Origin of the sequence: Anseongella ginsenosidimutans (genome assembly GCF_008033235.1) — a bacterium.
Taxonomy (GTDB): domain Bacteria; phylum Bacteroidota; class Bacteroidia; order Sphingobacteriales; family Sphingobacteriaceae; genus Anseongella; species Anseongella ginsenosidimutans.
The window spans coordinates 4,109,489-4,123,606 of sequence record NZ_CP042432.1 but is presented as its reverse complement, the minus strand read 5'-3'; the positions used below and the strand labels follow the sequence as shown (position 1 = coordinate 4,123,606).

Here is a 14,118-nt window from a genome sequence, read left to right as displayed (position 1 = left end):
TCTATGAGACAGCTTCTGACGATCGCACTTTTGATCTTTTCAAATGTCTTTATGACGCTGGCCTGGTACGGGCATTTGAAGTTCGCGGAATGGAAATGGTTCAATAAACTGGGGCTGGCTGCGGTCATATTAATAAGCTGGGGAATCGCTTTGTTTGAGTACTGTTTCCAGGTTCCGGCCAATAAGCTCGGATTCAAGGGAAATGGCGGGCCGTTCAGCCTGGTAGAGCTAAAAGTACTGCAGGAAGTGATCACCCTGCTTGTTTTTACCGCGTTTACCCTGATCGTTTTTAAAAATGAGACGTTCAGGACAAACCACCTTATCGGCTTCGTTTTTTTGGTTTTAGCCGTCTACTTTATTTTTAAAAAATGATTCGGTTTTTCAATTCCCCCGATTGATATTTAAATCCGATTTGGTATTTACAAAGGATGATCAGGGCTCTTTTACCTGTTGCCAGAAGGAGTTTCCCGGCAATTCCGCCTCAATTTCCAGGGGTTCCCGTTTTACAGGATGAATAAAGGCAATTCTCCTTGCATGCAGGTTAATGGAACCATCGTTATTGCCTTTGGGGGCGCCGTATTTTTTGTCGCCGCGAATAGGGCAGCCCATGGAGGCCAGCTGGACCCTTATCTGGTGGGGGCGGCCGGTGAGGGGATTGACTTCCAGGAGAAACCAGCTGTCGGCGGTTTTTCGAAGCCGGTAATCCAGTTCGGAGAACAGTCCGCCGGGTACTTCTTTCCCGTGAGCGGTAACCCTGTTGGTTTCCGGATCCTTTACCAGCCAATGAGCCAGGTGCCCCTCGCTACGGGAGGGCCTCGTTTTGACAATGGCCCAATAGGTTTTCCGGATAGTTCTTTCTTTGAATAATTTATTCAGACGGTCCAGGGCTTTGCTCGTTTTGGCAAAAAGGATCACCCCGCTGACAGGCCGGTCAAGCCGGTGTACACAGCCGAGGTAAACCCCGCCCGGTTTGTTGTCGCGGACCTTTATATAGTCCTTAATGATATCGATAAGAGGCTTATCGCCGGTTTTATCGGCCTGCACGAGTACGCCGGCCGGCTTGTTAACGGCAATAATATGATTGTCTTCATAAAGGACAGGGATGCTGTACCCTGAATCGCTAATACTGTTCTCTTTCACCGGGGAAGTCCTTTCCCTTTACATCCTTAATATATTCTCCTACGGCGCCTCCGATCGTTTCAAACAGGTTCAGGTATTGCCGGAGGAAACGGGGTTTAAAACCATTGGTGATTCCTAACATATCATTCACGACCAGTACCTGGCCATCTACTTCCGGGCCGGCGCCTATGCCAATCACGGGAATATCAAGCATGGCCGTCACTTTTGCCGCAAGTTTCGCCGGGATCTTTTCCAGGACAATGGCAAAGCAGCCCGCTTCCTGGAGGCTGCGGGCATCTTCCAGCAGTTTGTTGGCTTCGGCTTCTTCTTTTGCCCGCACGGTATAGGTGCCGAATTTGTAAATGGACTGGGGGGTAAGCCCCAGGTGGCCCATCACGGGGATTCCTGCCGAAATGATCCGTTCTACAGACTCCCGGACCTCTGTTCCGCCTTCCAGCTTTACGGCATGCCCGCCTGATTCTTTCATAATGCGGATGGCTGAATGCAATGCTTCCAGGGAGTCCCCCTGGTAGGAGCCAAATGGCATGTCCACAACTACCAGGGCACGTTTCGCCGCACGTACCACGCTGGAAGCATGGTAGATCATCTGGTCGAGTGTAATCGGGAGGGTGGTTTCATGCCCGGCCATTACATTGGAGGCCGAGTCTCCCACCAGCAGCACGTCAATGCCCGCGTCGTCCAGGATAAGCGCCGTGGAATAATCGTAGGCGGTGAGCATGGCAATCATTTCTCCGCCGGCTTTCATTTCCTGCAGGCTGTGCGTGGTGATCCTTTTCAGTTCTTTACTTACGGACATGCTGTAAAAATTTAATTCCTCTGCGAAGGTCAAGATTCATTTTCAAATTTTCAAATGGAATTACGTACCTTTGCATCCCGATGAAAAGTATTGTAAATATCCCCGCTGTTTTATTACTTGAAGATGGAACAGTGTTTTACGGGAAAGCTGCAGGGAAGATCGGAACTACCACCGGAGAGATCTGCTTCAACACCGGGATGACCGGTTACCAGGAAATTTTTACTGATCCGTCCTATTTTGCGCAGATCATGGTCACAACCAATGCGCATATCGGCAATTACGGTATCCAAAACAACGAAGTGGAGTCGGAATCGATCAAAATAGCCGGCCTGGTTTGTAAGAATTTTACTTACAATTATTCCAGGAAGCTAGCTTCGCAGTCCATTCAGGATTATTATCTGAATGAGAATATCGTAGCTATTTCGGACGTGGATACGAGAGCGCTTGTGCGCCATATCCGCGACAAAGGAGCTATGAATGCGATCATTTCTTCCGAAACTACGGACCTGGAATTCCTGAAGGAAAAGCTTTCGAAGGTACCTTCCATGGACGGACTGGAGCTTTCTTCACAGGTAAGTACCAAAGAACCTTACACGTACGGCGACCCCGACGCCTCTCTGCGGGTGGCAGCCCTCGACCTTGGCATAAAAAAGAATATTCTCCGGAATTTTGATAACCGGGATGTTCTTGTGAAAGTTTTCCCCGCAAAAACTCCTTTTGAAGAAATGGAGCAATGGCAACCGGACGGTTATTTCATTTCCAACGGCCCCGGCGACCCCGCTGCCATGCCCTATGCGGTAGAAACGGTACAGAAAGCCATTGAAAAAGATAAGCCTTTGTTCGGCATATGCCTGGGCCATCAGCTGCTGGCGCTGGCGAACGGGATAGGCACTTATAAAATGCATAACGGGCACAGGGGTATTAATCACCCGGTTAAGAATATTCTTCGCAATCATTGTGAAGTCACCTCGCAGAACCACGGCTTCGGGATTGACCCGGAAGGTGTTAAAAACTCCGACAAAGTAGAGATAAGCCACATTAATCTGAACGATAAAAGCATTGAAGGTATCCGGATGAAAGGGAAAAATGCTTTTTCGGTACAGTATCACCCGGAATCTTCTCCCGGGCCGCATGATTCAAGGTATCTCTTTGACGAGTTCGTGGAACTGATGAAAAAAACGAATAACCATTAACGAATAAAAAATGAGTATTATTTATGACGTAAAGGCCAGGCAAATCCTGGACTCCCGGGGAAACCCTACCGTGGAAGTAGATGTAACCACAGAAAATGGTATTATTGGCAGGGCAGCTGTTCCCTCCGGGGCCTCTACAGGTACTCATGAAGCTGTTGAACTCAGGGATGGGGATAAATCAACCTATCTTGGAAAAGGTGTTACAAAAGCCGTTGAAAACGTAAACGAGGAACTGGCCGATGCGCTCCGCGGAATGGACGTGTTTGATCAGAACCTGGTGGATAAAGTGATGCTGGAAGTCGACGGAACCAGCAATAAAGGAAAAATCGGTGCCAACGCTATTCTGGGCGTGTCTATGGCGGTAGCCAAGGCCGCTGCCCAGGAATCCCGGCAGCCTCTTTACCGGTATGTGGGCGGCGTTAATGCCAATACACTTCCGGTTCCGCTGATGAACATCCTGAATGGGGGCGCTCATGCGGACAATAAAATTGATTTCCAGGAATTCATGATCATGCCGGTGGGCGCCGATACGTTTCGCGAGTCCCTGAGAATGGGCGTGGAAGTGTTCCATCACCTTAAATCCGTTCTGAAGAAAAAAGGGTATTCCACCAACGTAGGTGATGAAGGTGGTTTTGCGCCGAATATCGGGTCCAACGAAGAAGCGATCGAGACCGTGCTGCAGGCGATTGAAGCCGCCGGTTATAAACCCGGGGAGCAGATCTATATTGCCATGGACGCCGCTACTTCGGAAATGTATAAAGACGGGGTTTATACCTTCCATAAGTCGGACGGAAAAACCATGAGTTCCGATGAACTGGTAGATTACTGGACAAGCTGGTGCGGCAAATACCCCATCATTTCCATTGAAGACGGACTGGCAGAGGATGATTGGGACGGTTGGAAAAAACTGACTGCCAATGTGGGTGACAGGGTGCAGCTGGTAGGCGACGACCTGTTTGTAACCAATGTAACCCGCTTGAAGCAGGGCATTGAGAACAATATTGCAAACTCTATCCTGGTAAAAGTAAACCAGATCGGCTCCCTGACGGAAACCATCGATGCGGTGAATATGGCACACAGGGCGGGCTACACTTCGGTCATGAGCCATCGTTCCGGCGAAACGGAAGATACCACCATTGCCGATTTGGCGGTTGCGCTGAACTGCGGGCAGATCAAAACAGGTTCGGCTTCGCGTTCGGACAGGATTGCGAAGTATAATCAATTGCTCCGCATTGAAGAGGAACTGGGTGAGACAGCCTATTTCCCCGGCAAAGCGTTTAAATTCGTAAAATAAGCCCGCGGGCCTAAGGGCCGGCGAAAATAAAATTTTGATGAACTTGTTTGATCTTTCCATGGGGGAGATTGAGCAAGTTCATTAATTTTTCATATATTCGGGATTATGTTGGAAAGAATAAAATACATTCTGAAAAACAAGTATTACCTGACCTCCATTCTTTTCCTGATCTGGATGCTTTTCCTTGATCCCAATGACATTATTACACAAGTGCGGCATTTGGTCCGGCTGAATAATATCAACCAGGACAAGGAATACTACCAGGAGGAAATTGAGAAGATCAACAAAGACCTCATGGAGCTTAACAGCAATAAAAAACAGCTGGAAAAATTTGCCCGCGAAAACTACCTGATGAAAAAAGATAATGAGGATATATTTATCATAGTAAAGGAGGGAGAAAAATAGCGCATCATGCGTAATGATTTCATCGGCTTTTCCATTGTCATAAGTCTTATTTTTGCCAGCCTGGGTATCTGGGTGTCCTCTGCCTTCTTCTGGGCCTTTGCCATCATCGGCCCTTTTGTGTTGCTGGGCTGCTATGATATGATACAAAAGCGGCATGCTATCATACGTAATTTCCCGGTGTTTGGCCGCGGCAGGTACCTGATGGAAGAAATGCGGCCCAAGCTCTACCAGTATTTCATTGAATCTGATATCAACGGCCGCCCGTTCAACCGGGTTGAGCGTTCCCTCATTTACCAGCGTGCGAAAAAGGAACTGGACACTTCCGCCTTCGGAACCCAGCTTGATGTCTATGAGGAAGGGTATGAATGGATGAACCATTCCATCGCCGCCATAGATTACCTCACAATAAATCACGATCAGCGAGTCACCGTTGGCGAGGGCCGCTGCAAGCAACCTTACCAGGCAAGCATCCTGAATGTATCCGCGATGAGTTACGGAGCATTGAGTGCAAATGCCGTAATGGCATTGAACGGAGGCGCTAAGCTTGGAAACTTTGCCCATAATACCGGCGAAGGCGGGATCAGCCCTTACCATCTGCAGGGCGGCGACCTTGTTTTCCAGGTGGGTACCGGTTATTTCGGTGCGCGTGATAAAAAAGGCAATTTTTCGGCAGAAGTTTTCGCCGAATCAGCGGCGCATGATCAGGTTAAGATGATCGAACTGAAGCTTTCCCAGGGCGCCAAGCCGGGGCATGGAGGTATTCTTCCCGCCGGGAAAAATACGCCGGAGATCGCTGCAATCCGGAAAGTGGAACCCTATACGACCGTACTGTCGCCGGCATTTCATACGGCATTTAAAACTCCCGTAGAACTGCTGGAATTGCTTGCAACGATGCGGGAAGCATCCGGCGGGAAACCGGTGGGTTTCAAGTTATGTGTGGGCAACAAGATCGAATTTGTTTCCATCTGCAAGGCCATGGTCGAAACCGGTATATTGCCGGACTTTATTTCTGTAGACGGCGGCGAAGGAGGGACGGGCGCGGCGCCGCTGGAATTCACCAATTCCGTGGGGATGCCTTTCAAGGAAGGCCTTGTTTTCGTTCATGATACCTTAACCGGGTTTAACCTGAGGAATAAGATCAAGTTGTTTGCCGCCGGCAAGATCCTTTCAGGCTTCCATATTTTCAGGGCGCTCGCGCTGGGCGCTGATGCCTGTTACAGCGCCCGGGCCATGATGATGGCATTAGGCTGCATCCAGGCCCTGGAATGCAATAAAAACACCTGTCCCACAGGTGTGACCACCCACCGGAAGGAATTGACCGCAGGCCTTGTGGTCTCCGACAAGCGTGTCCGGGTAGCCGATTATCAAAAGGATACGGTTGCGGGCTTTATTGAACTGATGGGAGGCGCCGGTATAGATAATCCCTCGAAGATTAACCGTTCGCATATTTACCGCCGCACCAGCATTACCGAGATTAAAACCTTTGAACAGATATTTCCCTATCTGAAACCGGGCTGCCTGCTGCACGAGCATAGTGTTCCGGAAAGCTACCAGGCCCTGATGAAGCAATCCAGTAAGGATTCTTTTGTGCCGACGATGCGATACCACATTACCTGAGGGGCTTATTGATCGATTTCTGGTTGCATGTATTCGCTCAGCTGATTTTTGGGGTCCGAATTGCTGCGCAATTCCTTAGCGCAGCGCTCAAAAATCAAAATCCGCTCATACATGCAACCCGAAATCTTGTACACCCGTCAGGTAATGTCATAGAGTGACCTTAAACTTTAAACCTTGAACTAAAAACTAAAAACCAGGTCAATAAAGGCCGTTTTGCTTACGCAACAACCATTCCACGCCCAGAAACGCCAGGAGGAGGAAGAAGAGCCATTTGAGGTTGATGAGTTCGCGGTAGCGTTCCTGCTCGTAAATGACCGGGCTGATGGTTTCCTTTTCCGAAATCAGCTCGTAGAGGCGATCCGTTTCGGCGGGGTACAGCATTTGCCCGCCGGAATTTTCGGCTATGCTGAAGAGCAGCTGGTGGTTGGCGGTGGTCTGCAGCTCTTCGGCATGTTGCGGGACAATTACGAAGGTGCCGCTGGCCCTGCTTGTTTCTCCGCCAAGCTTCACTTCCGCGATGTAAGTGTATTCTCCTGCGGGGAGTATTCCTGCATCCAGATGGTAGCGATTGGTTCCTTTACTGAAAATAAACGGAAAGGTGTTGTTTTGCTGATCCTTGATCGTGATGCGGATGTCTGGTCCGGTTACGGCTTCATAGCTCTCGTTGTATAGTTCCGCGGTGAAAGTTACTTTTTCGTTTTCAGAAAAGACCGCTTTAGGCATGCTCAGGCGGAAACGCCGGGTGTCTTCCCGGGCGGCGAGGTATTGCACTGTCATGTTTACCAGGCTATTGACGGCATCATGGTTGCCGTTGAGCCGGAAATCGTGGAGGCGCCAGCGCCAGATCCCTTCTCCAAAAAGCCATGCCGTCCGTGTGCCTTCCAGGGTACTGAAGAGCATCAGTGGCCGTTCGGTTGCTACTGTTCCGATGCGCTGGGAGAAAAGAGTGACGGCCGGCCCCTTAGGGCTGATCTCGCAAAACGGCGCGGTAAGGGGAGGGAAGGCGCTGAAGCGATTCCGGATTTCCCCGGGGATGGTGAAAAGATAAAAAGAGGGATCCGCAACCGCGAAAACCTCATTATAGCTGCCGTTAAACCGGGAGAAAGCGACGGCTTCCTGTGCGCGGCTCAGCGCTGCCAGGTCCGTTTGATTCCCGGTGATGTACCAGGCCGGCAGCTGTTCCTGGCGGATGGCTTGCAGCAGGGCAGGCAGCTGATGGCTTGCCGAAGGAAGCTGATGAAGAATCACCAGGCTGTAAGGCTTGATTTGCAGGTCATTCAGGCCACTGGTAGCCAGGCGGATGTCCACTTCGTACTGTTGGTTGCTTTCCAGCGCCTGTTTCAGTGCCCCCAGGTCGGGATGGGCGGCAGCGGCAAGGAGGAGGATCTTTTGGCGGTTGTCCAGGACCTCTGTAAAAATAGTTGCGGTATTATTTTTTTCTGTGACTTCGCCTGCAAGAGGGGTAAGGCCGATCACATATTTCTGTCTTCCTTTTTCGGCAGCCGTCAGGTCTACGGGGATACTGAGCCGGAAATCGCTGTCGTTGATATCAATCACTTTTGAAAAAACCGTTTTTCCCTTATGAAGGACAGTTAACCGGCTATTGGCTCCGGCCGAGCCCACTGCCTCTATATTTACGATTATCCGGAAATCATTTCCCAGGAAAACTACCTGGTTGTGGTCAACGGAGGAAACCAAAAGGTCTTTTTGGGAAATAGTATCGCCCAGCGCAACCGTATAGAAGGGCGCATCCAGCCCTTTCATTTCGTAAAGCGGGTTGCTTCCCTTGTTGTAAATGCCGTCGCTCAGTAAGACTACCCCCCCAGGTTCCTTCCTGCAAAACGCGTTTTTATTTCGCGGATGAGAAGACTTATATCGGTCTGCTTCCCGGAAAAATCTGTCTGCAGGCCTGCCTTCGGCTGCTCGCTGAAGTGGTAAAACTGTACTTCATATTCGTCCTGAAGCTTACTTTTCAGGCCATTCAGCAAGCCCGGCAGCCTGCCTGTATACCAGGCACGGTTCTTTTCATCCAGCAGGATAGAAGAGCTATTGTCTTGTGCAATAACAACGATGGGCTTTTCGGTTGTCCGGCTGATGTTTTTTAAAAGCGGGCTAAGAAGCAGAAAAGCGATGAGGGCAACGGCCAGCGTCCGGAAACTGAACAGAAGGCGTTGTAATATCGGACTCAGGTGCGTTTCCTTCCTGTAAAGGAACCAGCCATAGCCAAAGCCTGCCAGGATACACAGGAGAATCCACCAGGGAGAAACACCATTAAATACCAACGAAAGATCCATGCATTACGTGCTTCGCAAAACCGAAGGCAGCAATTTACGGTTTTTTAAGGAACTCCTTCATCATCTCTGCAACGATATCGATCAGTTCCCGGTGCTGTTTCACATGTCCGTCCTGTACTTCAATATTTACGTAGGGCACCCCCTGCATGGCTGCATATACGGATAGCGAGCCATCGTTCGGTGCGTCAGGGCTTTGGAGTACGACGTTCACATTCTTCTTCTTCAGGTAGTCGAAAAAATAAGGCTCTGTGACGAAAACGAAATCGTCTATATCCAGCCTGGGATTTATATGTACTTTGCTGGCAGCCGTATCCATCATTTTCCCGGGCAGGTAATAGCGTATGGAATAAAGCCCTTCGGTATTGTTATGCAGGGTAATGACATATCCCAGGCTGTCATAGTTATAGGTTTCGAGTACTTTTTCACCCAGCGAACGAATGGCTTTTACTGCTTCCGGAGTCACCCGCGCGTGTTTATCAAGGGTACGGTAGGCTCCTGTATCGGTAAACATGCCATTTGGATCAAATATGCATTTGTCGACACTGCTTTTCAGGTTGAATTTTATATTGCGTTCATTGCCGTACTGAAGTTCCACCAGGCTTCCGCCGTGTTCTTTCATAAACTCCAAAGCGGCGCTTACCCCGGTATTCTCGTCGTCATGTACGCTCAGGAAACGGATACTATCCTTCCCAAACACATGCTTGACAATAGTGATGGTACTGTCATTCAGCTTAAAATCAATAGAATCCTGTTCTACGTTCAGGGAATCGGTAGCAAGAAGGCAGGACGGCAGGAAGATAATCGAGGCAAGGCAAAGCAGGATTGAATTCAATTTCATGCACGAAATAATAAACTGCATAAACGCTTGCAATTTCAATACCAAATTAAGGGACAACGAACGGATATGCCCGGGCTTTTGTCAAATCTCCCCCGTTGCAGCCACCAGGCTTGGGTTGAACGAGCTTGATGGCCGCAACAGGGGAGGAAACAGGCTTAAACTGCTTGTCATGCCCGCCGGCCTTGCCGAAGGAATACGGGCGATGCCGGCAGATCAGACGGACGTTCAGGCCTGCGCTTTCTGCAGGTTTTCGTCGATCGCGTTGAGGAATTCCTGCGTACTCAGGTACTGGTCGCGGGTCACTTTGGAGCCATGAATGCAAACGGCAAGGTCTTTGGTCATTTTGCCGCTTTCCACCGTTTCCACGCAGACGCGTTCCAGAGTATGGCAGAAATCGATCAGTTCCTGGTTGTTGTCGAGTTTTCCGCGGAAAGCAAGGCCGCGGGTCCATGCAAAGATCGAAGCAATAGGATTAGTGCTGGTCTCTTTTCCTTCCTGGTGCAGGCGGAAATGGCGGGTTACCGTACCATGAGCGGCCTCGGCTTCCATGGTCTTTCCGTCAGGGGTTACCAGGGTGGACGTCATCAACCCAAGCGAGCCAAAGCCCTGCGCAACCGTGTCGGACTGCACGTCGCCGTCGTAGTTTTTACATGCCCAGATAAAGCCGCCGTTCCATTTCAGGGCCGCAGCCACCATGTCGTCGATCAGGCGGTGTTCGTAGGTGATCCCTTTCGCATTCATTTCCGCCTTGAATTCATTCTGGTAAACTTCTTCAAAAATATCCTTGAAGCGGCCGTCATAGGCTTTCAGAATGGTGTTTTTCGTCGAAAGGTACAATGGCCAGCCTTTCTGGAGCGCGGTATTAAAGCAGGAACGTGCAAAGCCGTAAATAGATTCATCGGTATTATACATGCTCATGGCAATTCCGTCGCCCTTGAAATCATATACGTCCCAGGTTTGCGCTTCGCCGCCGTCTTCAGGAGTGAAGGTCATAGTTAACTTACCCTTGCCTTTGGTGACCACATCGGTAGCCTTGTACTGGTCGGCATGCGCATGCCTGCCAATCATTATCGGCTGTGTCCAGTTGGGCACCAGGCGGGGAACATTGCTGCAAATGATCGGTTCGCGGAAAACTGTGCCTCCCACGATATTTCTTATGGTCCCGTTGGGGGAGCGCCACATTTTTTTCAGGCCGAATTCCTTTACCCGCGCTTCGTCCGGGGTAATAGTAGCGCACTTTATGCCAACATGATATTGTTTGATAGCTTCGGCGGCATCGATCGTGATCTGGTCATTAGTGGCATCACGCTGCTCAATGCCAAGATCGAAATACTTGATATCCAGATCCAGATAAGGAAAAATGAATTTATCTTTAATGAACTGCCAGATGATCCGGGTCATTTCATCCCCGTCGAGTTCTACCACCGGGTTAGCTACTTTGATTTTTTCAGATGACATTTTTTTCGGGTTTAAAAATTACAAGCTGCAAATTTAAGAAAAGCTTTGACTTTCTCTTTTTCAAGAATTCCACAACCCGCGAAACGGGCAAACTAATCCGGAATTTCCGGGCGAAACCCGCGGGTCATTCAGGTTGGAGCCGCGGGAGCGAGGTCCGGGGTGCCGGTGATATGTCGCCAGACTGGAAACCCGGCCAGGGCAAAACTCAGAAATCGATGTCCAGGTCCAGCCTTTTCCGGAGATCGATCAGGGAAGGATTCTTTTCCGCCAAATAATTGAATTTATCGGTAGAAGTATACAGGCGACGACGCGTGTCCTGATCTTCATGCAGGACGGTATTGATCTCCAGCTCGTAATTGCTGAGCTTCTTTCTTAAAAAATTCATGATATCCTGCTTTTCTTCCAGGAATTTTTCCTGCTGCACCTTATTCACCACTTTTAATTCCACGGTGAACCTGTCCTGGAGAACGGGGGAAAACGTGGTCATCAGCGTGTGCATATTGACCCTTCCTTCGGCCTCCATCTTACCGGCGTATTCCTTCCAGAAAACCAGCAGCTGACTTTCAGTAAAAGGCTGGGAGGGTAGCTGTCCCTGACTTCCGGACGGTTTCTCCGAAAGGGCTTCTTCTTCTTTCTTTTCTTCATTGCCGCCTGCCGTGCCTGACAAAGAAGGCACGATCATTTTAGGGATTGCACCCCATTTGGGCGAAAGCGGATGTTCCGCCGCCGGCTGCCGCTCTTTTTGCTTTTTTTCGGGCGCTGCCTGCCCGGTTTGCTGTACGGGGCCGGCTTCACCGGCGCTTACTTTGCCTGCGACTGCTGATTCCTTGCCGGCAGCTGGTCCTTTTTCGCCGGGGCCGGCTTCACCGGAAGCATTTACCGGGCTTGCTGCAGCTGGCTGGCTTGGTTCAGATGCCTGGCTTGCTTCAGTTGCCTGGCTTGCTTCAGTTGCCTGGTTTGCGGCTGTTTCCCCCGCAGCTGTTCCTTTTTTCGCCGGTGTTGCTGCCGCTCCGCTTATTGCTTCCGCTTCGCTACCGGCCGTTGCCGTTTTTTGTGCAGCTGCGTTTTCTTGCCCGGCCGGGCCTTTCGTATTAAGATTTACTGATTGTTCCCGTTTTTTTTTTACTCCCTCAGTGGGAGTACCGGCGGGCTGCCTGCCAATTGCCCCTCCCTGTATGACTGCATTTACATGGCACATTTTCATCAGAGCCAGTTCCACCTGCAGGCGGGGGTTCTTGCTGAGGCGGTAGTTGATATCGCACTGATTGCCGATGTTCAGGGCCGAAAGGAGAAAACCCGTGGAAGCCGTCCGGGCCTGTTCAAGGTAACGCTGGCGGATGCCTTCGCTGACTTCCAGCAGATGGACCGTTTTTTCTTCCTTGCAAACCAGCAGATTCCGGAAATGCGAACAGAGGCCGTTAATGAAATTGTTCCCGTCAAAGCCTTTCCCCAATATTTCATCAAAGAGCAGGAGACTGCCGGGAATATCCTCATTTAGCAGGAAGTGCGTCAGGCGGAAGTAGTAATCATAATCAAGGATATTCAGATTATCGATTACGGCTTTGTAACTAAGATTGCCGGCGGAGAACGAGACGATCTGGTCGAACATGGAAAGTGCATCCCGAAGGGCGCCGTCCGATTTTTGGGCGATCAGGTGAAGGCCGTCGTTTTCGTAAGGTATTTTTTCTTCCTCCGCAATATGCGCCAGGTGCCGGGAAATATCCTCTACTTTGATCCGGTTGAAATCAAATATCTGGCAACGGGAAAGAATGGTAGGAATGATCTTATGCTTTTCAGTAGTTGCCAGGATAAAAATGGCATAGGAGGGGGGCTCTTCCAGCGTTTTAAGAAAGGCGTTAAAAGCGCTTTGGGAGAGCATATGTACCTCATCGATGATATAGATCTTATATTTTCCAGCCTGGGGCGGATAACGCACCTGCTCTACCAGGCTCCTGATGTCATCTACTGAGTTATTGGAGGCCGCATCCAGTTCATGGATATTCATGGAAGCGCCTCTGCGGAAAGAAAGGCAGCTTTCGCACTGGTCGCAGGCTTCATAATCCGGGGTGATATGCTGGCAGTTAATGGTTTTTGCCAGGATGCGGGCGCAGGTGGTCTTACCTACTCCCCTGGGGCCGCAGAACAGGAATGCCTGGGCCAGCTGGTTATTCTTTATCGCATTTTTCAGCGTCCCTGTCACGTGGCCCTGTCCTACCACAGCGTTGAAGTGAAGCGGCCGGTATTTACGTGCTGAAACGATAAAATTTTCCATTGGGCGAAATTACGGATAATTTGAGGATTTGCGAAGGCGAAGGCTACCCGATTTGGCTATCCTTTTTTTATTGGAAGCCTTTTTGAGAATGGTTAAATTTGGCCTAAACTTCTGCAAATATGAACAATATCATGAAAGAATCTTTCCCACGCACAGCGATGGATGTTTTTAATAGCCTTCCGGAGGGCACCAGGGTGCAGCTGATCGAAAATGTGATCATGATGGAACCGGCCCCAACTTATTCCCACCAGCATGTATTGCTTGAAATTTTACTGTCTATGGCCAATTTTATTCGTTCGCAGGGCCACGGACAAGTTTTATTTGCGCCTTTTGATGTGTACCTGGACCAGGAAAACGCTTTTCAGCCGGACATGCTGTTTGTCAGCAGGGAGCGGCTGCACCTAATTAAGCAGAACGGGCTGCACGGCGCTCCGGACCTTGTAGTGGAGATTCTTTCTCCGTCCACCTCGGGCTATGACCGGACAGAGAAAAAACTGGTGTATGAGCGCAGCGGCGTAAACGAATACTGGATTATTGATCCTGATACACAAGCAGCGCAGGGATTTCAGCTTGTTAACGGCATGTTTGAAGCTTTTCCTCCCGCCCGGGGCATAATACGTTCCAGGCTGCTGAAAGCTGAATTTGCGTTTTCAGAATAAATCCGGAGGTCGTTTTACTTCTGCGTTGAATAAAGCCTTATGAATGGGATGATTACACTATTCTATGTAGGGATGGAAAGAATTGGGCGCTAGCCTCTTTCATGGGGTTTAACATTTAAATTTTCAAATTAATCTTCCTATATTTGCAGCCC

General features: G+C 49.8%; 13 protein-coding genes. 6 read left to right on the top strand and 7 right to left on the bottom strand.

All coding sequences use genetic code 11. The features are described 5' to 3' along the window. The first annotated feature begins 3 nt into the window (after positions 1-3). Positions 4-372: a DMT family protein gene (locus tag FRZ59_RS17470; protein WP_132129726.1), complete on the top strand. Its 369-nt coding sequence runs from the start codon at positions 4-6 to the stop codon at positions 370-372. A 60-nt stretch (positions 373-432) separates the two neighbouring features. Here the strand turns inward: FRZ59_RS17470 and FRZ59_RS17465 are convergent, their stop codons facing one another. Continuing rightward, complete coding sequence (locus tag FRZ59_RS17465; RefSeq protein ID WP_225975107.1) at positions 433-1,140, bottom strand: RluA family pseudouridine synthase; 708 nt, start codon at positions 1,138-1,140, stop codon at positions 433-435. Continuing rightward, on the bottom strand, positions 1,121-1,936 hold the full coding sequence (panB, locus tag FRZ59_RS17460; RefSeq protein ID WP_132129725.1) for a 3-methyl-2-oxobutanoate hydroxymethyltransferase: 816 nt from the start codon (positions 1,934-1,936) through the stop codon (positions 1,121-1,123). The genes FRZ59_RS17465 and panB overlap by 20 nt, the downstream gene beginning before the upstream one ends. An 80-nt stretch (positions 1,937-2,016) precedes the next feature. Between panB and carA the strand changes: the two genes are divergently transcribed. From carA to FRZ59_RS17440, 4 genes are all read left to right on the top strand, one after another. Next, a complete protein-coding gene (gene carA / locus FRZ59_RS17455) occupies positions 2,017-3,129 on the top strand; it encodes a glutamine-hydrolyzing carbamoyl-phosphate synthase small subunit (RefSeq protein ID WP_132129724.1) in 1,113 nt (370 codons plus the stop codon). Between the two features lie 10 nt (positions 3,130-3,139). Further along, positions 3,140-4,423: a phosphopyruvate hydratase gene (eno, locus tag FRZ59_RS17450; RefSeq protein ID WP_132129723.1), complete on the top strand. Its 1,284-nt coding sequence runs from the start codon at positions 3,140-3,142 to the stop codon at positions 4,421-4,423. Positions 4,424-4,528: 105 nt separating this feature from the next. Next, complete coding sequence (locus FRZ59_RS17445) at positions 4,529-4,828, top strand: FtsB family cell division protein (RefSeq protein ID WP_132129722.1); 300 nt, start codon at positions 4,529-4,531, stop codon at positions 4,826-4,828. A 6-nt stretch (positions 4,829-4,834) separates the two neighbouring features. Beyond that, entirely contained in the window at positions 4,835-6,445 is a 1,611-nt protein-coding gene (locus tag FRZ59_RS17440; RefSeq protein WP_132129721.1) for an FMN-binding glutamate synthase family protein, read from the top strand. 198 nt (positions 6,446-6,643) lie between these two features. Here FRZ59_RS17440 and FRZ59_RS17435 read toward each other — a convergent pair whose 3' ends face one another. From FRZ59_RS17435 to FRZ59_RS17415, 5 genes are all read right to left on the bottom strand, one after another. Further along, positions 6,644-8,209: a hypothetical protein gene (locus tag FRZ59_RS17435; protein ID WP_147698388.1), complete on the bottom strand. Its 1,566-nt coding sequence runs from the start codon at positions 8,207-8,209 to the stop codon at positions 6,644-6,646. A 50-nt stretch (positions 8,210-8,259) separates the two neighbouring features. Then, the gene (locus FRZ59_RS17430) at positions 8,260-8,739 is read right to left on the bottom strand and encodes a hypothetical protein (protein WP_147698387.1); all 480 of its coding nucleotides are present in this window, start codon (positions 8,737-8,739) and stop codon (positions 8,260-8,262) included. Between the two features lie 34 nt (positions 8,740-8,773). Further along, a complete protein-coding gene (locus tag FRZ59_RS17425; RefSeq protein ID WP_132129719.1) occupies positions 8,774-9,577 on the bottom strand; it encodes a hypothetical protein in 804 nt (267 codons plus the stop codon). Between the two features lie 225 nt (positions 9,578-9,802). Then, positions 9,803-11,035 (bottom strand): isocitrate dehydrogenase (NADP(+)), encoded by a 1,233-nt coding sequence (locus tag FRZ59_RS17420; RefSeq protein WP_132129718.1) that lies wholly within the window; start codon positions 11,033-11,035, stop codon positions 9,803-9,805. 205 nt (positions 11,036-11,240) lie between these two features. Continuing rightward, positions 11,241-13,307: a DNA polymerase III subunit gamma/tau gene (locus tag FRZ59_RS17415; RefSeq protein WP_132129717.1), complete on the bottom strand. Its 2,067-nt coding sequence runs from the start codon at positions 13,305-13,307 to the stop codon at positions 11,241-11,243. Positions 13,308-13,426: 119 nt separating this feature from the next. On the opposite strand from FRZ59_RS17415, the gene FRZ59_RS17410 reads away from it, so the two are divergent. Next, the gene (locus FRZ59_RS17410; RefSeq protein WP_132129716.1) at positions 13,427-13,966 is read left to right on the top strand and encodes a Uma2 family endonuclease; all 540 of its coding nucleotides are present in this window, start codon (positions 13,427-13,429) and stop codon (positions 13,964-13,966) included. Positions 13,967-14,118: the final 152 nt, after the last annotated feature.